Here is a 21,608-nt window from a genome sequence, read left to right as displayed (position 1 = left end):
GACAGTCCCTCGGGGAAGGCAGCCGGCATCATCAGTGTGCGGATCCGCCACCTGTCCACCCACGCGCCGGCGAAGAACGACAGCAGCTGGATCGGCACCTGGCCCACCGCGCGCAGGACGCCCTGCCGGCCGGCGTCGGCGTTGAGCGTCAGGACGGCGCAGCAGGACCACCGGGCTTGCGTGTTCGCCCAGTTGGGAGGCCGTCTGGCCCACCCAGATCCGGGCAGCGGGAAGGGAAGGCTCGCCATGCCGCGCATCAAGGGCAGCACGCGATGACAGGCCGCTCACGGCCCTGAACGTCAACGCGTGCTCGGACGACCGACCATGTCTTCGCTCCTCGTGAGTCACTCGCTGCGCGAACACCAGCTCCCGCTCGGCAGGGCACGAAAGGCGATTGAGGGCCGGGCGTACGGCGGAAGGAGTCCGGCTGTGTCTCTTCTGCGACGCGGCCGGCCACTACCCGTGTGACTGAGCACTTCCGCTGGCCGCTCCGAGCACCGAAGTTGGTCGCCCCGAGCCAATGGCTGGGGGGCATAGGTCGCTGGGAGTAGGTCCTGCGGCTCAGGCGTGCTTCGCGCCTGCTTGACTAGGGTCGGGCCTCATGGAGACCACGGGAATCGTTCGTCGCCGGACGGCGGAGCGTATGCGCGACGCTCTGGAGCGGCTCGCCACCGAGCGGGATGTATGGGTGTCGACGGCTCACCCTGATCACGGGCCGCACCAGGTGCCGCTGTGGTTCTTGTGGGACGGGCGAGCAGTGTGGATGTGCACCAGCGCCACTTCCGTGACTGCGCGGAACGTCCGCAAGGAGCCGCGCGTGCGCCTGGCGCTACCGGACACCTTCGACGTGGTGCTCCTCCAGGGTGAGGCGGAGTGCTTCCCGGACCATGAGGTGCCCGGAGGCGCAGCGGAGGCGTTCGCCGACAAGTTCGGGTGGGATCCACGTGTGGAAGAGGGTTCCTTTCTGTATGTACGCGTGGTCCCGAGGACTGTGCGCGCTTGGCGCGGCGAGCCGGAGCTACGCGGGAGAGTCATCATGCGCGACGGGGTGTGGCTGGAATAGCGGCCGTCCCTCGCCGACGCGCCTCCCTCGGATCACGATCGACAGCTGGGGTACTGCTTGAGATTCCGCGGCGCTGGGCCTCTTCGCGTACCAGCGGCAACAGCTGTGTGCCGAAGTCGGCTGCGTCGCTCAGAGGATCGTATCCACGCAGCAGGAACGTCGAGACTCCGATTTCGGCATAGTCGAGGAGCGCCAGGGCCACGGTCTCGGGCGTGCCGACCAGGGCTGTTGAATTTCCTGCCCCGCCGGTGGCGGCCGCCGGGGCCGTCCACAGGGCGCGGTCATGGCGCTCACCGGCTGCCGCCGCGGCAAGGAGACGCTGCGAGCCGGCGTTCTCGGGTCGGGTGTCCGGCCCGAGTGGCAGTGGCGGCCGGGACTTGTCAAAAAACGACCCGGCTGTTCCGTTGCGCCGGATGGTGTCCAGGACGCGGTGCGCGCGCTCCCAGGCTTCCTCTTCCGTGGCCCCGAGAATGGGCCGGAACGAGACACTGATGCGTGGAGGATCCGTCCGGCCCTCCGCGCGTGCAGCCTTTTCGATGGCCTCGATCTGTTGTGCTGTCTCAGCCAGCGGCTCACCCCACAGAGCGAACACGTCGGCGTGCTTACCCCCTACCCGGTAGGCGGCGGGCGAGGATCCTCCGAAGTAGATCGGAATCCGGGGCTGCTGCAGGGGAGCGACCTCAGAACGGAAGTCCTCGAAGCGGTAGTGCTTCCCGTGGTGGCTGATGGGCCCGGCCGACGTCCAGATGCGCTTCAGGACATCCAGGTACTCGTCCGTGCGCTCGTAACGTGCTTCCTTGTCCAAATAGTCACCGTCACGGCGCTGTTCGGCGTCGTGACCGCCCGAGATCGCGTGCAGCGCCACCCGCCCTGCGGAGAGGTGGTCCAGTGTCGCGAAGGCCCGTGCAGCCACGGTGGGGGCGATGAAACCAGGCCGGTGCGCGACCAGGAAGCCGAGCCGCTCGGTCTGTGACGCAAGGTGCCCGGCTGTCAGCAAGCCGTCGGGTGTGCTGGAACTCAGCCCGATCAGGACGCGATCGAACCCTGCCTCTTCGTGCACCCGGGCGAAGTCGACGCTGTACGCCGGATCAACGGCTGGGCCCCCCGCCGGATTCCGCGTACCGATCATTCCGATGAACTCAAGGGACATACGTGCTGCTTTCTTGTCGGCCGCTCAGCGGGGCGCGACGTCGGAGGGCCAGTCGGTCAACGCCTTCCGGTCGGCCTTGCCGCTGGGCGTGCGCGGAAGCCCGTCCGCCCAGCGGACGAAGACCTCGGGCACCATGTGGTCGGGCAGGCAGCTCAGCAGCGCCCCGCGAAGAGCGGTCTCATCGACTGTGGCATGTGTCTCGGTCACGTAATGTGCGGTGAGTTGCCTGCGTCCCCCGGATGCGACGAGTACGACAGCGACGTCTGCGATCCCGGGCCGGCCGCGCAGCGCGGCCTCGATCTCACCGAGTTCGATTCGGTGACCCCGAATCTTGACCTGCCCGTCCAGCCTCCCCAGGAGCTGTAGCTGCCCGTCAGGAAGCATGACGGCCAGATCGCCCGTCCGATACATGGCAGAACCGGGCATGAACGGGTCGGGGACGAACCTCTCCTCTGTCAGTTCCGGCACCCCGTGGTATCCGTGTGCCACGGCCACCCCCGCAACGCACAACTCGCCGGCGACACCGATGGGCTGCGGACGCAGGGCGTCGTCCAGGACGTATACCCGCACACCGTCGACGGGCCGTCCTACCGTGGGCAGCGAGGGCCAGGACGAGGGGTCCCCGCTCAGGGCGAGACAGGTCACCACGTGGGTTTCCGTGGGGCCGTACTGGTTGATGAGCTGAGCGCCAAGTCCGGTGAAGAACCGGCGAATCGCAGGGCTCACCTGCAGCGGCTCACCTGCGGTGACAACCTCGGTCAGGTGTGACGGTGCCGGCAGGTTCAGTGCGGCCGCGTAGTGGGTGAATGCCTGCAAGGCGGCAAACGGTACGAACAGCCGTTTGACCCGCTGCTTTTCCATCAGCTCGGACAAGGCGTCGTAGTCGGCCCGCTCGTCGGCGTCGACAAGGACCAGAGTCCCGCCGGCGACCCATGTACTGAACATCTCCTGGAAGGACACGTCAAAGCTCAGTGCCGCGAACTGCAGGGTGCGATCGCCCACCCCGCAGCCGGAGTTGCGGCACTGCCAGTCGATGAGGTTGGCCAGTGCCCCGTGGTGCATCCGTACGCCCTTGGGACGGCCGCTGGAGCCGGAGGTGTACATGATGTACGCGAGATCGTCCGGCCTTGCCGAGGGCAGAGCCGTACGGCTGTCCTCGTGCGCGAACTCCAGCGGCTGGGCTGCCCATCCGTCCTGAGCACGCAGGACCGTGATGTCCTCCGGGAGAAGCAGGCTGTCGGGCAGGGTGCCGTGGGTCAGCAGGATACGCAGTGCGCTGTCCTCGACCATGTGCTGGACGCGTGCGGGAGGGTACTGCGGGTCCAACGGTACGTAGGGCAACCCTGCTTTCAGCACCGCGAGCACGGCCACCGTGAGATCGAAGGACCGGTCCAGCAGGATGCCTACGGGCTCCCCTGCCGTGCCCAGTTCGACGAGTCGACGTGCAAGCCGGTCGGCGGCGTCACCCAGCTCCGCGTAGGTCAGTTCCCGGTCGCGCCATACGACGGCGGTCGACTGCGGCATGCGGGCACGTACCGTCTCGAATGCCTCGTGGACGAGGGGCGCCCGTGCCGGCTCTGGCCCCCCTGCCGCCAGCGGGCCTGTGACCAGTGCCTCCTCCTCGGGAGGAAGCAGCCGCAGGGCTCCGATCCGCTGCTCGGGCTCGGCGACGGCGGACGCCACGAGCGTACGGAACCGCCGCGCGACACGCTCCGCGGTCTCGGGCAGAAAGAGGTCCGACGCGTAGTCCAGGAAACCGCGATAGCCGCCGCGATCCGCGACCAGCGTCAGGCAGAGGTCGAACTTGGCCCGGCCGGAGTGAACGTACAGCCGCTCCTCCGCCACACCGGGCAGGGCCAGGGCCGTTCGAGGGGCGTCGTCGACGACCAGAACGGTCTGGAACAAAGGGGACTTGCTGAGGTCCTCGCTTCGCCCCGTCTCACGCACCAGCTCGCTCAGGGGCACGTCCTTGTGCCGCATCATCTCGACCACCGCGGACCGGGTGTCGGCCACCAGGTCCGCGAAACTCGTCTCAGCGCCCACGGAACAGCGCAACGGCATGGTGTCGGTCAGGCACGCCACGAGTCCGTCCACGTCGGCGGAGCCGCGACGGGAAACCGGCACGCCGAGAACGAGGTCCTCCTGGCCGCTGTGCCGGTGAAGCAGGGCGGTCACCGCTGCGGCCAGCACGACGAAGGGGGTCGTGCGATTCGCCCGGGCGGTCCGGCGGATCCCTGCCACCACGTCCCGGTCGAGGACCAGAGGCACACGTCCGCCACGCGTGCCGAGTTCAGCGGGTCTGGGGTGGTCCGGCGGCACGGTGGACAGTTCGGGCGCCCCGTCCAGCGCGCCTCGCCAGTGGGCGAGCAGCGACGGATCGACGCCCCCGGACCGTTGGCGCAGCGCGTAGGGACCCATCTGCAACGGAAGCGGGTCCAGCGTCTGCAAACGCCCCTCCGCCCTCGCCCGGTACAGCTCCCCGAACTCCCGGTCCATCTCACCGAACGCCCAGTCGTCGATGACCAGATGGTGCATGAGGACGGCGAGCACCCAGTCGTCCGGTGCGATGCGGAGCAGTTCGGCGCGCAGCGGCGCTCGAGTGAGGTCGAGCCGTTCCGCGGCGAGATCGGCGAGGCGGGCGGACAGTTCCTCCGCCGAGCAGTCGCTGAGCGAGAAGTCCGGACGGCCTTCCGGCTGCACGGTCTGGACCACGCGGCCGCCCTTCAGGCCATAGGTGCTGCGCAGTGCTTCGTGGCGGTCGACGATCTGCTCCAGTGCCCACTGGACCGACTCCGGGTCCACCGGTCCCCGCAGTCGGTGGGCCCAGAGTTCGACGTACGCCGACTGGTCGTCCTGGCTGAGGGCGTCGACGACCCAGATCGCCTCCTGCTCCCAGGTGACCGGATAGTCGGCAGCCGCGGATTCGACGGCCATGGTGCCCTTTCTGTTCATGCTGTGGGCAGGGGTTCGGTGGCACGGGCCGGGCCGGACCCGACGCGGCGGCGGGCTCGGGGAAGACGGCGCGCCAGATCGCCGAGGGCGTTGCGGTCCAGCTTCCCGTTCGCGGTGACCGGGAAGCGGTCCAGCGCGTGGACGACGGCCGGCACCAGATACTCAGGCAGCGAGCGTGCCAGCTGTACCCGTACGTCCAGCGGATCCTGCCCTCGGTCGGCGAGGTCGCCGGACCGGTCTGCGCAGAGATAGAAGAGCGCCAGCCCGGTGACCGTGCCATCGGGTGCGCCGGTCGGGACGACGGCGCAGTCCTGGACACCTGACAGGACGCGAGCGGCGTTCTCCACCTCGGCGGGCTCGATGCGGTGACCGCTGATCTTCAGCTGGCGGTCGGCGCGCCCGCGAAAGTGGAACGTGCCGTCCTCGTCAGCGACCCCGAGGTCCCCCGTGCGGTAGGCCCGGACGTCGTGGCCGTCGAGGCGGATCGTCCGGAACTGCCGGGCGGTCATCTCGGAATCGTGCAGATAGCCGATCGCGAGTCCCTCACCGGAGATCCAGATCTCGCCGGGCGCGCCGGCCGGGCTGGGACGGCCGTCAGGTTCCAGCAGCGCCACGCTCGTGCCGGGGACGGCGGTGCCCAGGGGGATGCCTCCGGGCACCGCGCAGTCCTCAGGCAGGATCCTGCGGGTGGTGGTGAGCATCGCGCTCTCCGCCGGTCCGTATCCGTTGAAGAGCGGAATGTCCGGGTGGTGGCGGAGGAATGCCTCGACATGGCGGGGGGAGAGTTTTTCCCCGCCGGTGAAGACGTGCCCGAGCCCCAGGAAGCACTCCGGGTCCTCGTCGACGAAGAGGTTGAAGAGCGCGGTGGTGAGCCACAAGGTCGTGACGCCGTGGTCACGTACGGCGCGGCGCAGGTCACTGGGCAGCAGGTGGTCACCGTCGACGAGGACGCTCGTCGCACCGCTGGTCAGGGCGCCCCACACCTCGAAGGCATACATGTCCCAGGCCGGTGGGGCGGCCTGGGGCAGAGCCTTGCCGGGGCCGAAGCCGGGCAGTCCGCCCGGCCGGAACAACCGGGTGACGGCCTGGTGGGGGGCCATGACGCCCTTCGGCACACCCGTGGTTCCCGAGGTGAAGAACACGGTGGCCAGGTCTTCCGGGGACACCGGGACGTCCGGGCGTTCCGGTGCCCCCGCGGCGAGATCTCCGAGGTCCTCGTCCGGGACGGCGAACACCGGGTGGCTCTCGTCTTCTGCGGCCTCGTCGCCGGCCGGGACGACGAGCAGGCGAGGGTGCATCCAGTCCAGCAGGCTCTTGCGACGTTCGCGCGGCCAGCGCCGGTCCAGTCCCGCGTACGCCGCACCGCATTTCAGTACGCCGAGTTGGAGGGCCACCGTCTGGGGCGACCGCGGCATGAGCAGGGGAACGATGTCGCCGCGTGTGACGCCCCGGTCGGCGAGCCGGGCAGCGTAGGCGTCGGCAGCCGCGTTCAGCGTCCCGAAGTCGACGGTGCGGTCAGCGTGGATCAGAGCGGGGTCGCCGGGCCTGTCGGCCGCGATGCGGGCAACGGCTTCGTGAATGACACGGTCAGCCACTGTGTGCCTCCTGGCCGTGCGCAGCCGGGCTCTGCTCCTGCGTGGTCCGCTCCAGCCGCGCCGCCAGGTCGGAGATCACGTCATGCTCGAAGAGCACGACCGGCTCGACTTTTCGGCCGGACTCCTTTTCGATGCGCGCACAGACCCGGATCGCCTGCAGGGACGTACCGCCGAAGTCGTAGAAGCTGTCGTCGCGGCCGACGCGCTCGATTCCCAGGACATCGGCGACGACCGCGGCGACCAGGGTCTCCAACGGACCCTGGGGGGCGCTGTAGGCCGTGTCGGTGTAGTCCTCGCGAGGCTGGTTCATGTTCTCTCCAAGTGAGGCGCCGGCAGGGCACGGCGAACGCGGTGGATCAGGCGGATGTCGAGGCGTCGGCGGAAACGGCGTCCGGCGAGGTCTCGGTGGTGTCTCCCGTGCGCAGCGAGAGGATGAGCACCGTCCCGAGAAGGCACCCCGCGACCATGCCGACGACCAGGCCGGTGCCGTTGTGCCAGGGCAGTGCGGCACCCGCGATGACGGGGGCGATGACGGAGCTGGTCGAGATGGTCATCGACAGCAGGGCGTTGGCCCGTCCGCGAAGGTCGTCGTGCACGAGGTTGTTGAGCATCGCGGTCAGAATGGGCATGACCAGCGCCTCGCCGATGGACAGCGCAACCATGCCGGCGGCGGCGAGGGCCAGGGCATTGGTCCCGCTGGTGGAGCCGGCGGCATAGGCGAGGGCCCAGCATGCGGCGAAGAGCAGTCCGCTCGCGGCGAGCAGGGAGTACCGCGAGTACTTTTCCAGGTACGGCATGACGAGGAACTGCACCACCGCGACGACCACGATGTTGAGCGCGAAGGTGAACGACAGGCCGCCCGCGCTGACGGCGTCGGTGCTCGTCAGATAGCCGGGCAGGCCCGACTTGTACTGACTGATGGAGGTCGTCATCAGCACGAACGTGATGACGAGCACCGTGAGCAGCTGACGGTCGCGCAGTACGGCGAGGTAGCCGCCGGAGCGTTCTTCCTTCGGGCGGCTCTGCGCGACGGTACCGGGCAGGAGAAGCGCACACGCTGCCGCGGTGAGGAGGAAGGTGAGGCCGTCGACGAGGAAGAGCAGGGCGTAGCGCTCGGACCGGGTGCCGAAACCGGCCACGGCCACCAGACCGCCGACCACGACGCCCAGGCCCATCATGATGTTCAGGGTCGAGTAGTCGAGGGAGAAGACGAACTCGCGCTGCGACTTCTCCGCCGTGGAGGCGTACATCACCCTGAGGGCGGTACCGACTCCGCTGATGCCGAGGCCGTAGACGACCGCGGCCGCCAGCGCCAGGGGTGCGGAGTCGACCACGGCGTACAGGGCCGTGCCCACGCCCGCGAGGGTCATCACGAGCGGAGCGATGGCACGCTGGGAAAGGCGGTCGACGAGGACACCCCACACCAGCCCGCCCGCTACGGCGGTGAGGGCCTGAACGGCCAGGGTGGCCGCGGGAATCCACTCCGCCAGGTGCCGGACACCGGTCAGGTACACCCAGAGGAACGGCAGCACGAGGCCACCGCCGAAAGCGCTCACGGCGTTGGTCACCAGCAGGACCTTGACCGCACTGGGCAGGGCCCGTGCCCTATCGATCGTTCTCATCTCAGTCTCTCTGATCGTCGGCTGTCGCAGGTGCGCCGATGAGTGCGCCGAGGCTCTCCAACGCGTCGAGGAGCCTCAGCAGTTCGTCACGGCGCCCGAGTGAGACACGGATGTATCCGCCCAGCCCGAACGCCTCGGCGTCCCGCACGAGGACGTCGTGTTCGGTGGCCAGCTTCTCGGCGACCGCGACGGGTGCCTGCACGGCGACTGCGACGAAGTTGGTGGCGGAAGGAAGGGAGGTTCCTCCGCGCCGAGCCACCTCGTCACGGAACCAGTCTCGCTGCTCGGCATTGCGCTCGCGTACGGACTCGATGAATCCGCTTCGGCCGAGCGTGGCGGCCGCCGCGGCCTGGGCCACGCGGTTGACGCTGAACGGGAGCATCCCCTGCGCCGCCCGGACGGACGAGATCAGGTCGGGTGACCCCATGGCGTAGCCGATGCGCAGTGACGCCAGTCCGTAGGCCTTGGAGAACGTCCGCAGGCTCAGCAGCGGCCGCTCGCGGGTGAGGTGGTCGCTCAGCCGAGGAGTTCCGGCAGGGGCGAATTCCAGGTAGGCCTCGTCGACGACGAGAGGGACACCGCTTGTCGTGGCGACGTCCACGAGGTCGGTCAGCTCGTCCGCGGTGAGGGTGCCGCCTGTGGGGTTGTGCGGGTTGCACACATAGGCGATTCCGCTTCGCCGCATCGTGGCGCCGAACTCCGGCACGTTCATGTGCACACCGCGCAGCGGTACTTCGCGACAGCCGCGGCCGACCTTCTCCAGGCAGATCCGGTAGCCGGGGAAGGTACCGGCCGTGGTGACGCCGGGGAGTTCCCTCGCGCCCACGGAGAGAGCCGTGAGCAGGACCAGCTCGTCGCTGCCGTTGGCGACGGCTATCTGATCCGGCTGCACGTCGTGGTGGCGGGCGAGCAGTTCGGTCAGCTCGGCCCGGCCGGGGTCGGGATAGACGGAGACCTGCTCCAGTGCACGCCCTGCGGCTGCCAGGGCCTCGGGAGCCGCGCCGTAGGCGCTCTCGCTGAGATGCAGGCGAGCTGTGCCCGTCACGGTGCCGTGTCCGTGGTGTTGCCGAGGAGCAACCCGAAGCAGTAACTGCCTGGTTCCGCTTCCAGGGTCAGGAAGCGGTGCCGTGCGCCGGCCGGCACGTAGCACAGCGCGGGCGAGGTCAGTTCTCGGCGTTCCTCCTCGATGACGACCTCGATACGCGCTTTCCCCGGATTCGGTGAGACGAGGAAGTAGATCTCCGGAACCTCGTGGGTGTGCGGATCCGCCACGGGTTTGCCCACCAGATGGGTGATGGGGCCGCCGGCCAGCTCCACCGGGACACCGCCGAACATGTCGGAGGTCAGGTAGAACGGCGCCGGTTCGTGGTGCCCGGCTACGGGCACCGCAATGGGGAGATCGCTGCGGACGAGCGGGTCTGGATGCATCGATGGTCCTTCAGTCGGCGTCGAGTACGTAGAGCCAGGAGTGCGGGGTGGCGAACGGTTCCACCCGGCGGATCCGCAGACCGGCCTCGGCGAAGAGGCGCTCGTAGGTCTCCTTGCTGTGGAGCGGGACGCCCATCAGGGCGTGGGCCAACTCGTATCCGACGGAGAAGACCGGCAGCGTTCCCTCGGTGTTGTCGGTGGGCCGGAGCATCGTGTCTGTCAGGACGAAGGTGCGGGCGTTGGGAAACGCCTCGCGCAGCCGCGGCAACGTCTGGGAGCGCGTCGTGGGGTCGGCGAGCAGGTCGTGCATCAGGAAGAAGCTCATGACCGCGTCGACCTCGCTGAGCGCCGTGGGCCGACGGCCGTCGACCACCTCCAGCACATCCGCCTGCAGTGCCTGGACACGGTCCGCGAGTCCGGCGTCGCGGATGGTGCCTTCGGCGAGCGCGGTCGCCGGGGCACTGATGTCCAGCCCGACTCCTCGAGTGCCGTCCCGGCCCGCCACGACGCGGCAGACCCGGGCGGAGATGCCGCTGCCGAGGTCGGCGATGGTGGTGAAGTCGACCTCGGAGAGGACGTCGTCGAGGATGCCTGACATCAGGGCCTGGTCGTTCTGCCCGGAGCCCAGCGCGACCATGGCCTCGTCGCGGGTGATGTCCTTGCCGAAGACCCGTGCGCCCGTGGCCATCTGGGCGATGTGGGAGAACATCTCCCCGTAGCCGCCCACGCCCCAGGTGAAGTAGCCCCGCATGCGGGCCATCTCCTGACCCGCGTCGGTGAGGCGGATCAGGCCGTCCTGCGCGGTCAGGTAACCGCAGGCCTCCGCGCCACGCACGATCTGGCTCAGCAGTCGTTCATCGGTCCTGGACGACTCGCAGAAGGACCGAAGGTCCACCTGCCCGAGTTCCACAAGTCGCTCCCACAGCCCCAGGCGGTCCAGCGAGAAGACGAGGTTCGCCGCGAGATAGCCGTTGAAAGCCTGGTCGACGCCGATCGGGGTGACGGCGCTCCCGGTCCAGTCCGCCGGCCAGGCCGCACGGGCTTCGGGTGTGGTGCTGATGTGTTCCAGCGTCACTTTCGCTCCTCCTGGGGGCTGGAGACGCCCGCGGCGCCGTCGGCCATCTGCTGCGTCACGGCGACGGTCAACGTGTGGATCGTCCTGTTCCGGAAGATCAGACGCACCGGCAGCCTGACTCCGAGGTCACCGCTCAACGCGGCCATCACCTGCAGGGCGGTGAGGGAATGGCCACCCGACAGCGCGAAGAAGGCGTCGTCGTCGCCGAAGTCGCCGTGGCCGAGCGCCTCCTCCCAGGCGGTTCGGATGACCCGGCGCAGGGCCTCCGGCTCCCGTGTTGCGGTGTCGGTCATGATCTCTCCTCAGATGCGCCGGTGCTGCGCACGAACGTCTCCGTACTTGACTGCCAGAGCTTGGGGAACATCGGCCTCATCGCCATGCGTTCGAGGTCGCTGACGGGCCGGCCGCGCAGGCTGGTGGGCGAGGGGCCGTCGGCCGCGGTGGTGGCGGCCGGCCGGGCCTCCGCGGCGAAGGGGTGACCGCCCACCATCATCCAGACCATCTGCAGATGAACCTGCTTCCACTCCATGACGAGCTGGTCGAGGCGGTACATCGCGGCCATGACGTCTGCCAGGAGAGCTGTCCGCTCGTCGCTGTCGTAACTGGTGGACGCGGCTTCGGCGAGCGCGGCGAGGTCCGCTCCGGAGCCGGCCATGGAACGCTCGAAGGCGATCCACACGGCGCTGCACGCGCGCCGGAGGTTACGGGCGCCGGGTGAGTCCAGACCCGTGGTGTTGGGCGGAAAGAGCGCGCGCATGTGGAGCAGGCCCGTCTGCGGCAGAGATCTGACGAACTGCCGGACACCGGAGACCGGAATCTCGGCCAGCCCCGCGGCGCGCTCCAGCAGCCGCCGGGCGGTCACCAGACGGCCCGCGCCGAGTGCTTCTTCCACGTCGCACAGCGTGTGGTGGATGCCGACCCAGGCGTACTCGGTGACCAGGTGCACGACCTGGAAGAAGCGGTGGTCCCTGGAGTGCAGTTCGGCCTCGGGCACCAGCGCGGACAACGCCGTGGTGAGGCGGGTGTCCTCCTCGTAGTTGCTCCCCCTGTCGTACTCGTACCGCAGCAGGGGGTCGGGTTGAGAAGGGTTGAGGACCTTCCGGGCCTTGCCCGGGCGGCCGTCATGAGAGGGCACGATCACCTTCCACGTGTGCGGTGTCGTCACCGAGCTGCCAGAACAGGCGGTTGCCGAGGACGCTCTTGAGGTAGGGGACGCCGGCGGTGTAGCCCGATCCCCGGACGTCGCCCAGCATGCGCTGGGCGAGGCGGTAGTGGGTCGTCTTCCAGCGCTGGTGCGCCTGTTCCAGCCGCACCGCACTCAGGCGGAATGCCTGCCACTGCGCGTCCGGGCCCCAGCCCTTGCGTCTCTCCTCCAGGTAAGCGCGACTGATGGTGTCGGGGTCACTTCTCGCTATTTCCTGGATGCCTGGAACACTGGCAAAAGCCTCGGAATCCAGGCGGGACCGACGCGGCACACCACAGAGCAGTTCAAATTGCTTGTAATGTTCCGACTGAATCGCGCTCGCCCCGTCCGTGAACTCTCTAAAAATACGGAAGGAAGCGGGTCTCATCGTGGCCAGCAGACTGAAAAGCAAGGAGGCTCGGTCGAACCCGTCGGCCGCGATATCCAGCGCCGCACAGGTTTTCCCAAGGTTCTGCGAACGCAGTCCGCTCAGTGCCCTTGTCGCGCGCTTCACCAACGAGGTGAAGACGGTTTCGTAGCTCTGCAGCACCCGGATGAACATGTACTCGTCGTGCTGCACATAGACGGGCAGCATCGAGGCTTCGATCCGCCGCCGGTACTCTCCCTCGCCGGCGTGCGGCAGGTTGGCGAGCAGCCGTCGCGCAGCACTTTCGGAGCGTGTCCAGGCCTCCAGATCGGCCTCCGCGGGCACTGGGTCCGCAGGGACGGCGCGAGCGATGCAGCGCACCCCGAGGCGTACGCGTTTGCGGGCCACGCCGACACCCGGCCGCTCCTGCGGCAACAGGTCGTGCCAGTCGTGAACGGCCCCGATCTCGAACCGTATGACGTCCGCGACCAGGAGAGATGCCAGATCGGGGGCTGGCGCGTCAAGATCCTCGGACAGGTGCATGACATCCTGGAGGACAGGGAGCGCAAGGTAGCTGGGGTAGGCGTACCGGCCGTCGACCTTGTCGAGGACACAGTCCAGGAGAGCGCGGCCGAACCCGTCCCGGGTGCTCGCGCGCTGGCGCCCCAAGGCCTCCGTGTCGGCCTCGCTCAGGAAGTGCTTTCCGGTCCTCTGGACCAAGCTGACGATCGCCTCGTAGGGGAGGTCGTGACCCTCGCCGGCAACCCTGCCGGATTTCTTTGGAAATTCTTTAAGGAAGCCGTCCATGCAGCGTTCCAAGCCGGATTAACCGGCCCCCCCTTCCCCGTCTAGCTCGCCGTACCCCGACTATCGATCCAGTAGGGGCGTTGCGACCAGGCTGTACCGGTGTGTCCGGTTACCTGAATTTTCCTCCGACTGCCCCTGCTGGTCGCGAGCAGCAAGACGGGACCCTACCTATCGACATCACGTTCCACCACCACTGTGACGAGCATCACACTCGCTACGGAGATCTGTGCGGCCGCCTTATGCGGATTGTTCTTCATTACTTCCGATGCGCCTGTAGATCTCTTGCAAAGTTGTCCGTCGGGTGAGGTATAAAAGCAGCTCCGGTCCACCAAAAGCGAAGCCCGTTCTTGACCGGGCTCGGAACCAGGGCGGCGAGCCCGTCATGACGAAGGGACATCGTCCGTGACCGAGAGGCGACTTGCGGCCTCGTCCGAGCAGTACGAGATATGGCTCGCGGTACAGCGTGAGCCGGAATCCGGGCGCTACAACATCCCGTTGGATCTCGAGTTCGAGGTACCGCCGGACGCGACAGCCGTCCGGGCGGCGCTGACAGCCTTGCTCGACCGGCACGACGGGCTGCGCAGCCGCTTCGACGCCGAGGGCGACGAGCTGGTCCGAATCGTCGTACCGGAAGCGGAGTTGGCCTTCGTCGAGCATGTCTTCGAGGAGCCCTACCGCAGGGAGAGCGCCCTTACGCAGGCGGCCGCGGCCGGCTGGCGTCCGTTCGACCTCGGCACCGCGCCGCTGCTGCGTGGCGAGCTGTTCTCATACTCCGACGGCGCGGTACTGGTGCTGACAGTGCATCACATCGTGTCCGACGGCTGGTCGCAGAACATCCTCCTGGACGACTTCCTCAACTGCTACCGGGCCGTCTGCGAGCAACAGCCGCGATCCTCCGCGGCCATCCCCGTCGCGTCCTCCCCGGCGCCCACCGCGGCGGTCGTCACGCAGGAGCCGGACGCGGCCGTGGGCTACTGGCGCGATGTGCTGCGGGGCGCCGGCAGTGCGCTGGCCCCGGTACCCGACCTCGTACGGGACGGTGCCGACACCGCTGTGTCCGGGTGCGTTCACCGGCCCGTACCGGACCAGCTCCGCGATCGCGTGCGCGCTCTGGCACAGGCCGAGGGCACCACACCGGCCCAGGTGCTGCTGGCCGCCTACGCGGTGCTGCTGCATGCCTGGGACGGGGCGGAGGAGGGCACCTTCGGGATGCTCGTCGCGGACCGTCCCACCGTCGAGTCGCAGGCCGAGATCGCGATGCGGGCCAAGACCCTGCCGCTGCTGTCGCACCTGACGTGGCAGGACCCGTTCCGTGACGTGCTCACCCGGCTCGGGGACAAGGTGCTGGACTGTCTCGACCACGCCACGGTGACATCCCGGCAACTGCGCGACGCGCGCACCGAAGCAGGCCTCGACAGTACGCAGGACACCAGTGTGTTCCTGCACTTCCCCGTGCAGGAGGGCCAGTGGACGGTCGCGGGGAGCACCGTCCGTACCGTCGACCACGACGTCGCCGCGGGCAAGTACGACTTCGCCCTCGCGGTGTTCGAGACGCACGACCGCATGGACGTGCAGGTCGACTACGACACCTCGCTCTACCTGCGTGCCACGGCCGAGTTGTTCCTGGAGCAGTTCCTCGCTGTGCTCACCGCCGTCTCCCAGCGGCCCGAGGCCACCTGTGGCGAGCTGATCAGCGCGAGTGACAGCCGGCCGGCCGACAGCCCCGCACCGCCGCCGGTGCCCACCGCCGGGCTCCCACTGGTGGACGAACTCGTCGCCGCGCAGGCGGTACGGCGCCCCGAGGCCGTAGCCGTCCGCCACGGCGACGTCTCCCTCACCTACCGGGAACTCGTGGCGGACGCCGCCGGCGTGGCCGAGCACCTGCGGGCCGCCGGGATCGGCCGTGGCGACGTCGTCGCCACACTGCTCCCCGCGGGCATCGACACCATCACCGTATGGCTGGCCGCCCTGTTCGCCGGCGCCGCCTATCTGCCTCTCGACACCGCCTACCCCGACGCCCAGCTGCAGTTCGCGCTGGACGACGCCGGTCCACGGCTGCTCGTCGTCACACCCGACGCCGTCGGCCGTCTGCGTTTTCCGGACGAACGCACCGTGTCGGCCGGCAGCCTGCTCGCGTCCGGCCGCGCGACGGGCCGCACCAGCCCGGCCCGGACGGACGGACGCAGCGCCGACGACCCGGTGAACATCCTCTACACGTCCGGCTCGACCGGCCGGCCCAAGGGCGTACTGCTGCCGCACCGCGGGCTGGCGCGGTTGCTGGAGCAGCCGGACTTCCTGCACATCGCCGCGACCGACGTCTTCACCCAGCTGTCACCGCTGAACTTCGACGGCGCCACCTACGAGGTCTGGGGCTCGCTGGCGCACGGCGCGGAGCTGGTCGTCCTCGACAAGGACCTGGTGCTCGACCCGCAGCAGCTGCGGGCTGCCGTACGCCGCCACGGCGTGACCACCCTCCTGGTGACCACCCCCCTGCTCAACCGGATCATCGAAGACGCCCCCGACACCCTGCAGTCGCTGCGGCGCGTCTACTTCGGCGGCGAGATCATCTCCGTCCCGCACATACGCAAGGCACTGCGGTGGAGCCGGCCCGGCACCCTGGTGCACAGTTACGGCCCCACCGAGAACTCCTTCACCTCGACCCGGTACGTCATCTCCGACGTCGGGGACGCCGTGCGGACGCTCCCCATCGGCTCCCCCGTTCCGGGCACCACCGCACATGTCGTGCTGAGCGGCAGCTTGTTGCCCGCACCGCGCTGTGTGCCCGGCGAGCTGGTCCTCGGCGGCTCCGGAGTGGCCCTCGGATACGTGGGGGATCCCGCGCTCGGCGAAGGCAGGTTCGTCCCGGATCCGTTCTCCGCCGAGCCCGGTGCCCTGCTGTACCGGACCGGCGACCGAGTGCGCTGGACGGCTGACGGGCAGCTGGAGTTCATCGGCCGTACCGACAACCAGGTCAAGATCCGCAGCCAGCGTGTGGAACTGGGCGAAGTCGAAGCCGCCCTCACCGCGCACCCGGCCGTACGATCCTGCTTCGCCACCGCGCGGGTCAACCCCCGCTCCGAGAAGGAGATCGTCGCCTACGTCGTGCTGGAGCCGGGCCGGGACCTGGAGAGCGTCCGGTCCCATCTGCGCTCGGCTCTCCCCCAGTTCGCGGTTCCCTCCCATCTCGTTCCCATGGACGCGCTGCCGCTCACCGCGAACGGCAAGATCGACCGCCGGCGGCTGCCCGAGCCCGCCGCCCCCGGCACGGCCGGCACGGCCGGCACCGGAGCGACGCGACCCGCTCCGGAACCGCCCTCGGCATCCCGCGGTCCGGCCGCGGCCGGGGACCGGCGCGGCGTCCTCGCGGCCTGGGCGGAGGTGCTGGGGCACGACGCCTTCGGGCTCGACGACAACTTCTTCGACGCGGGTGGGCACTCGCTGCTCCTCGTCCGGCTGCGAGATGCGATTCGCCGGGAGACCGGCGCCTCGCTGAGCATCCTGGACCTCATGCGCAACACCACGGTGGCGGCGCAGTCGCGTCTGGTGGATCCGAACACGCCTGTCGGTCCCCCGCCCGCCGAGCGGAGCCGTGGCCCGGTTCTCCAGGACGAACCGATCGCCGTCATCGGCATGGCGGGCCGCTTCGCTCAGGCACCCGACCTGGACGCCTTCTGGAAGAACCTGGCCGCCGGTCGCGACTGCTTCACGACCGGCGGGCGGACTGTCGTCGCCGACCTCGACGGCGGCAGACGCCAAGTGGCGCGCTGGGGCATGCTGGGCGGTGGCCTCGGCTACGACGCCGGCCTGCTCGGTTTCAGCACCGAGGACCTCCGCCACGGCGATCCGCAACAGGGCATTCTGCACGAGGTGCTGTGGTCCGCGGTGGAGGACGCCGCGCTGCGGCTCTCGGACATCTCCCGTCGGACCGCGCTGTACGCGGGCTGCTCGCGCGTCATCCAGACTCCGGGTGACGTACGCGTCGACGACATCGTCAACGCCGACCCCACGTTCGTCGCTTCGCGCTTCGCCTACCGGCACGACCTGTGGCGCGAGGCGCTGCTGGTCGACACCGCCTGTTCCACCTCGCTCTACACGGTCCACCTGGCCCGCCGCAGTCTGCTCAGCGGCGACTGCGACTACGCGCTGGCCGCCGGTGTGTCCGTGGACGGCTCCAGCGACGGCACCTACCTGTACCGGCCGGGCATGCTGTTCTCGGAGGACGGCTTCTGCCGCCCGTTCGACCGCAGGGCGTCCGGCACCGTCGGGGGCTTCGGCGCGGGAGCCGTGCTGCTGCGCCGGTTGTCCGATGCGGTCAGGGACGGTGACCCGATCTACGCCGTACTGCCGGGAAGCGCCGTCAACAACGACGGGCGGGCACGCGTCGGTTACTCGGCGCCCGGTGTCGAGGGCCAGGCACGGGTCATCCGGGAGGCTTTCGGCAGCGCCGGAGTGACCCCCGAGGAGTTCGGGTTCGTCGAGGCCCACGGAACCGGCACCCGACTGGGCGACGCCATCGAGGCGACCGCTCTCGGCGAGGTCTTCGCCGGCTGCGCCGACGGCCAGGTCGCCATCGGGTCGGTCAAGGCGTCGATCGGGCACTGCAACACCGCGGCCGGCGTGGCGGGGCTGATCAAGACGGTGCTCGCCGTCCACCACGGATACCTTCCCGGGACGCCGCACGTGGGCGACCCCATCGACGAACTCTCCGGTGCTCTGCGGCTGCTCCCCGAGGGACAGGAGTGGAGCGAGCCCGGCCGCCCGCGCACCGCGGGTGTCAGCGCCTTCGGCGTCGGCGGCACCAACGCCCATGTCGTGGTCCGGCAGTTCGACGGCGCCGCCGTCACGAGACACCAGGAGAGGTGACAGACATCGTGGAGTCCGACATGCTGCGCACCGCACCGCACGTCCTCGTCCTCTCCGCCCGCACCGAGGAGGCGCTCGCCCACAGCAGGCAGCGCCTGGCCGACCGACTGGCCGACGGGCCGGAGCACCTGGCCGACGTCGCGGCCACCCTGCACCGAGGCAGGGAGGTCTTCCCCGTACGGTGCGCGGTCGTCGCCGAAACGGCGCAGGAAGCCGTACGGCTGCTGCGCGGCGCGCAGGGCACGGCCGACGTGGAGCCCGCTGTCCACCTGGGTCGCGCTCCGCACGATCCGCCCGTCGTCCTGGAGTTCGCCGCGGACGGCTGGGAGGACCCCGGTCCCCATCACGAACTCGCTGAGGTCCGTGCCGCACTGGACGCCCGTCCCGCCGACCGGGGCGGCGCGGTCCGCCTGGGCTTCCTGGGTTTCCTGCGCTCACTCGGCATCGCCCCTTCCGCGGTACGCGGCGTCGACGAGGCGACGGACAGCGCGTTCCAGCCCGCCGATCCGGCTCCGCCGGTGACGGTCCACGTCGCCCCCGGACCGGTTCGCACAGCCGGAGCCTTCGGCTTCGACGTGACCGACCCCAAGGCGTACGCGGACCTCGTGGCACACCTGTGGACGTCGGGCCTCGACGTCGACGTCACGCTGTGCCGTCCCGGCAAGCGGCTGCGCCTGCCGGGCTACGCGTTCGAGCGGGTGACCGCCGACAGCGGCGCGGTGGCAACTCCGAGCGGGCGTACCCGCCCCCTCACCCCGCTCGAACAGCGGCGGCTCTTCCACGACCTCGTGCGCAGCGGCGACGGGACGGAGTACAACCGCACCGCGATCGGCGCGGTGCGGGGCCGTTTCGACCGGGACGCGGTCCAGGCGGCGTTCGTGGCACTGCAGCAGCGCCACTCGCCGTTGCGGACCGTCCTCGAAGAGACGGGCGGGCGTTGGCAGGCACGCGTTCTGGAGTCGCCGGCCGTGCACGCCGTCCTGCTGGACACCTCGGAATCGGCCGGGGGTCCCGGGCCGGAGGAATGGCTCACCACCATCACACGGCGGCCCTTCCGTCATGCCGGTGAGCCGTACGTGCGCTGCGGCGCGGTCGTCACCGAGGACGAGACGGTCCTCGCCCTCACCGTGTACGAGCCGATGGCCCTGAAGGTCCCGGTGGACCGTCTCCACGCGGAACTGCTCTCGCGCCTCGAGGCGCCGACAGCCGTGGAGGCGTCAGCCTCCGTCGGCGAGCTGGAAGGAAACTGAACCGACATGCGCAACTGGCCGCTGTCCGACCTGACCGTGCGCACCTCCGAGGTGGAGTTGCGCTGGCCCACCCTGGACGACCTCGACAGGTTGGCCGACTGTGCCGCCGAAGGGGTGCACGAGCCTGGCTTCATGCCGTTCTTCTCCCAGTGGACCGACGGTGACCGGGACACGGTGACCCGCCGGGTGCTGCAGCGGCACTGGAACTCCCTGGCGTCCTGGCGCGCCGAGGACTGGACGCTCTACCTCGTCGTGGTGGCCGACGGCGAGATCGTCGGATCGCAGAGCATCGGCGCCCGCGACTTCGCGACCACCCGGGAGGTGCTGCTGACGTCATGGCTCGGGCTGCGCCATCAGGGCCGCGGGCTCGGCGCGCACGCCCGGGCGGCGATGCTGGAACTGTCCTTCGCCGGCCTCGGCGCCGACCAGGCCTTCTCCGTGGTGCGGCAGGGCAACGCGGCCTCGCAGGCGGTCTGCCGCCAGTTCGGCTTCGCGCACGACGGTACGCAGATCAACGCGGTACGCGGGGAACGCGTGGTCAGTGACCGCTACCGGCTTTCACTGGAGGACTGGCGGATCCACCGGACGATCGAAGCGGACGTGGCGGGCCTGGAACGTGCTCTGCCCCTGTTCGGTCTGCCCGGTGCGCCGCGCTCCGCCACCCCGGTGGCGGCAGACGCGGAAATGCTGTCGGGTGTGCGCTACGCGGCGGAAGGCGACCTGTGCGCCGAATAGACCCTTCGCCTTCGTCCGCCTCCGCGCGGCCGTCCACACCTCACGCCGTCGAACCGACCACCCCCGAGGCACCAGTGGATACCCGTCCGGCTCCGCGCTCCACCAGCTCCCTGCCGCGACCGTTGCCCCAGCCCTACGAATACCGGCCGCGAGAGCTGGTCGAGCCCGACTGGCGGCGGTTTCCCGGCTGGCGAGACGTCACGCCGGCCCAGTGGCGCGACCCTCAGTGGCAACGGGCCCACTGTGTGCGCAACGTGGCGCAGTTGCGGCAACTGCTCGGCAGCCACCTGCCCGACGGCTTCTACGACGATGTGCACCAGGACCAGCAGCGGTTCGCGACCATGCCGATCCTGCTCACCCCGCAGGTCGTCAACTCCATCGCCCCGCAGGGCGTCCCCGACCGGGACGCCTGGTATGCCGATCCGGTCCGGCGCTACATGCTGCCGGTCGCCTCCGAGCGCCACCCCCGGTGGCCCAGTCACCCTCTCGCGACCCGGGACTCGCTCCATGAGAGCGACATGTGGGTGGTCGAGGGAATGACCCATCGCTATCCGACCAAAGTGCTGGCCGAACTCACGTCCACCTGCCCGCAGTACTGCGGGCACTGCACCCGCATGGACCTGGTGGGCACCTCGACCACTCAGGTGACGAAGTACCGGTTCGCCCTGAAGTCCCCGCAGCGCCTGCAGCAGATGATCGAGTACCTGCGTGCGACGCCCGCGGTCCGCGACGTGGTGGTCTCCGGCGGCGACGCGGCCAACGTACCCTGGCCCCGTCTCCAGGCGTTCCTGGAACAACTGCTGGAGATCGATTCGGTCCGCGACATCCGGGTCGCGACCAAGGGGCTCGTGGGCCTGCCGCAGCACTGGCTCGCACCCGAGGTCCGCACCGGAATGGCCGAGGTGGCGACCACCGCGTCCAAGCGTGGTGTGGCCCTTGCCGTACACACGCACGCCAACGCGGCCCAGCAGGTGACCCCGCTGGTCGCCGAGGCCTCCCGCGCCCTGCTGGATGCCGGCGTACGCGACGTGCGCAACCAGGGCGTGCTCCTCGACGGTGTGAACACCGCGTCCGACGCCCTGCTCGACCTGTGCTTCGGCCTGCTGGACGGCGCAGGCATCACCCCGTACTACTTCTACCTCTGCGACATGGTCCCCAACGTCGAGCACTGGCGGATCCCGCTGGGACAGGCACGGCTTCTGCAGGAGTCGATCATGGGCTACCTGCCCGGTTTCGCCACCCCCCGCCTGGTGTGCGACGTGCCGTTCGTCGGAAAGCGCTGGGTGCATCAGACGGTGCGCTACGACCAGGTGCGGGGCGTCTCTTCATGGTCGAAGAACTACCGGACGCCTGTCGAGGGCGAGGACGGCCCGGGGCTGGACCGGCTGTACCACTACTACGACCCGATCCACTCGCTTTCGGAGGAGGGCCGCCGCTGGTGGGCGGAACAGGATGCGGCGCCCGCGGCGCCATCGACGTGATCCCGTCGCACGTGTCCGACCCACAGCTCGTTCCGAT

General features: G+C 69.5%; 16 protein-coding genes and 1 pseudogene. 5 read left to right on the top strand and 12 right to left on the bottom strand.

The window, feature by feature from the left end:
- Nucleotides 1-26: 26 nt before the first annotated feature.
- Nucleotides 27-279 (bottom strand): annotated as a pseudogene (locus tag ACZ5CW_RS26665) (MFS transporter); the annotation flags it as partial.
- A 322-nt stretch (nucleotides 280-601) separates the two neighbouring features.
- Here ACZ5CW_RS26665 and ACZ5CW_RS26660 point away from each other — a divergent pair.
- The gene (locus ACZ5CW_RS26660; protein WP_468605565.1) at nucleotides 602-1,063 is read left to right on the top strand and encodes a pyridoxamine 5'-phosphate oxidase family protein; all 462 of its coding nucleotides are present in this window, start codon (nucleotides 602-604) and stop codon (nucleotides 1,061-1,063) included.
- On the opposite strand, the gene ACZ5CW_RS26655 is transcribed toward ACZ5CW_RS26660, so the two are convergent.
- Genes ACZ5CW_RS26655 through ACZ5CW_RS26605 form a run of 11 tightly spaced genes read right to left on the bottom strand, consistent with a single transcriptional unit; the run spans nucleotide 1,035 to nucleotide 13,242 of the window.
- Nucleotides 1,035-2,213 carry an LLM class flavin-dependent oxidoreductase gene (locus ACZ5CW_RS26655; RefSeq protein ID WP_468605563.1) on the bottom strand — a complete coding sequence of 393 codons (1,179 nt, stop codon included), beginning with the start codon at nucleotides 2,211-2,213 and terminating at the stop codon, nucleotides 1,035-1,037. The genes ACZ5CW_RS26660 and ACZ5CW_RS26655 overlap by 29 nt on opposite strands.
- A 24-nt stretch (nucleotides 2,214-2,237) precedes the next feature.
- Entirely contained in the window at nucleotides 2,238-5,147 is a 2,910-nt protein-coding gene (locus tag ACZ5CW_RS26650; protein ID WP_468605561.1) for a non-ribosomal peptide synthetase, read from the bottom strand.
- A gap of 14 nt (nucleotides 5,148-5,161) precedes the next feature.
- Complete coding sequence (locus ACZ5CW_RS26645) at nucleotides 5,162-6,760, bottom strand: amino acid adenylation domain-containing protein (protein WP_468605559.1); 1,599 nt, start codon at nucleotides 6,758-6,760, stop codon at nucleotides 5,162-5,164.
- Entirely contained in the window at nucleotides 6,753-7,070 is a 318-nt protein-coding gene (locus ACZ5CW_RS26640) for a phosphopantetheine-binding protein (protein WP_468605557.1), read from the bottom strand. The genes ACZ5CW_RS26645 and ACZ5CW_RS26640 overlap by 8 nt, the downstream gene beginning before the upstream one ends.
- 46 nt (nucleotides 7,071-7,116) lie before the next feature.
- A complete protein-coding gene (locus tag ACZ5CW_RS26635; RefSeq protein ID WP_468605555.1) occupies nucleotides 7,117-8,382 on the bottom strand; it encodes an MFS transporter in 1,266 nt (421 codons plus the stop codon).
- Nucleotide 8,383: 1 nt separating this feature from the next.
- Nucleotides 8,384-9,427 carry a pyridoxal phosphate-dependent aminotransferase gene (locus ACZ5CW_RS26630; RefSeq protein WP_468605553.1) on the bottom strand — a complete coding sequence of 348 codons (1,044 nt, stop codon included), beginning with the start codon at nucleotides 9,425-9,427 and terminating at the stop codon, nucleotides 8,384-8,386.
- Nucleotides 9,424-9,810: a cupin domain-containing protein gene (locus tag ACZ5CW_RS26625; protein ID WP_468605551.1), complete on the bottom strand. Its 387-nt coding sequence runs from the start codon at nucleotides 9,808-9,810 to the stop codon at nucleotides 9,424-9,426. Before ACZ5CW_RS26625 ends, ACZ5CW_RS26630 begins: the two co-directional genes overlap by 4 nt.
- A gap of 10 nt (nucleotides 9,811-9,820) precedes the next feature.
- A complete protein-coding gene (locus tag ACZ5CW_RS26620) occupies nucleotides 9,821-10,885 on the bottom strand; it encodes a class I SAM-dependent methyltransferase (RefSeq protein WP_468605549.1) in 1,065 nt (354 codons plus the stop codon).
- Entirely contained in the window at nucleotides 10,882-11,178 is a 297-nt protein-coding gene (locus ACZ5CW_RS26615) for an acyl carrier protein (RefSeq protein WP_468605547.1), read from the bottom strand. The genes ACZ5CW_RS26620 and ACZ5CW_RS26615 overlap by 4 nt, the downstream gene beginning before the upstream one ends.
- The gene (locus ACZ5CW_RS26610) at nucleotides 11,175-12,020 is read right to left on the bottom strand and encodes a hypothetical protein (RefSeq protein WP_468605545.1); all 846 of its coding nucleotides are present in this window, start codon (nucleotides 12,018-12,020) and stop codon (nucleotides 11,175-11,177) included. The genes ACZ5CW_RS26615 and ACZ5CW_RS26610 overlap by 4 nt, the downstream gene beginning before the upstream one ends.
- A complete protein-coding gene (locus tag ACZ5CW_RS26605) occupies nucleotides 12,007-13,242 on the bottom strand; it encodes a tryptophan 2,3-dioxygenase (protein WP_468605543.1) in 1,236 nt (411 codons plus the stop codon). The genes ACZ5CW_RS26610 and ACZ5CW_RS26605 overlap by 14 nt, the downstream gene beginning before the upstream one ends.
- A 402-nt stretch (nucleotides 13,243-13,644) precedes the next feature.
- Here ACZ5CW_RS26605 and ACZ5CW_RS26600 point away from each other — a divergent pair, with 402 nt between their 5' ends.
- From ACZ5CW_RS26600 to ACZ5CW_RS26585, 4 genes are all read left to right on the top strand, one after another.
- Nucleotides 13,645-18,105 (top strand): amino acid adenylation domain-containing protein, encoded by a 4,461-nt coding sequence (locus tag ACZ5CW_RS26600; protein WP_468605541.1) that lies wholly within the window; start codon nucleotides 13,645-13,647, stop codon nucleotides 18,103-18,105.
- On the top strand, nucleotides 18,102-19,355 hold the full coding sequence (locus tag ACZ5CW_RS26595; protein ID WP_468605539.1) for a CurL C-terminal domain-containing protein: 1,254 nt from the start codon (nucleotides 18,102-18,104) through the stop codon (nucleotides 19,353-19,355). The genes ACZ5CW_RS26600 and ACZ5CW_RS26595 overlap by 4 nt, the downstream gene beginning before the upstream one ends.
- Before the next feature lie 6 nt (nucleotides 19,356-19,361).
- Nucleotides 19,362-20,090, top strand: coding sequence for a GNAT family N-acetyltransferase (locus ACZ5CW_RS26590; protein ID WP_468605537.1), 729 nt, complete (start codon nucleotides 19,362-19,364; stop codon nucleotides 20,088-20,090).
- A 122-nt stretch (nucleotides 20,091-20,212) separates the two neighbouring features.
- Nucleotides 20,213-21,571: a KamA family radical SAM protein gene (locus ACZ5CW_RS26585; protein ID WP_468605534.1), complete on the top strand. Its 1,359-nt coding sequence runs from the start codon at nucleotides 20,213-20,215 to the stop codon at nucleotides 21,569-21,571.
- The last annotated feature ends 37 nt before the right edge of the window (nucleotides 21,572-21,608 follow it).

Source organism: Streptomyces sp. NPDC031379 (assembly GCF_055569615.1).
Note: the sequence above shows the minus strand (reverse complement) of the source record. Positions and strands in the feature narration are given on the sequence as shown.

What these genes read in the sequence shown, in the direction of transcription:
- ACZ5CW_RS26660 (WP_468605565.1), top strand. Translation starts at nt 602, where the DNA reads ATGGAGACCACGGGAATCGTTCGTCGCCGGACGGCGGAGCGTATGCGC.
- ACZ5CW_RS26655 (WP_468605563.1), bottom strand. Translation starts at nt 2,213, where the DNA reads ATGTCCCTTGAGTTCATCGGAATGATCGGTACGCGGAATCCGGCGGGG.
- ACZ5CW_RS26650 (WP_468605561.1), bottom strand. Translation starts at nt 5,147, where the DNA reads ATGGCCGTCGAATCCGCGGCTGCCGACTATCCGGTCACCTGGGAGCAG.
- ACZ5CW_RS26640 (WP_468605557.1), bottom strand. Translation starts at nt 7,070, where the DNA reads ATGAACCAGCCTCGCGAGGACTACACCGACACGGCCTACAGCGCCCCC.
- ACZ5CW_RS26635 (WP_468605555.1), bottom strand. Translation starts at nt 8,382, where the DNA reads ATGAGAACGATCGATAGGGCACGGGCCCTGCCCAGTGCGGTCAAGGTC.
- ACZ5CW_RS26625 (WP_468605551.1), bottom strand. Translation starts at nt 9,810, where the DNA reads ATGCATCCAGACCCGCTCGTCCGCAGCGATCTCCCCATTGCGGTGCCC.
- ACZ5CW_RS26615 (WP_468605547.1), bottom strand. Translation starts at nt 11,178, where the DNA reads ATGACCGACACCGCAACACGGGAGCCGGAGGCCCTGCGCCGGGTCATC.
- ACZ5CW_RS26605 (WP_468605543.1), bottom strand. Translation starts at nt 13,242, where the DNA reads ATGGACGGCTTCCTTAAAGAATTTCCAAAGAAATCCGGCAGGGTTGCC.
- ACZ5CW_RS26590 (WP_468605537.1), top strand. Translation starts at nt 19,362, where the DNA reads ATGCGCAACTGGCCGCTGTCCGACCTGACCGTGCGCACCTCCGAGGTG.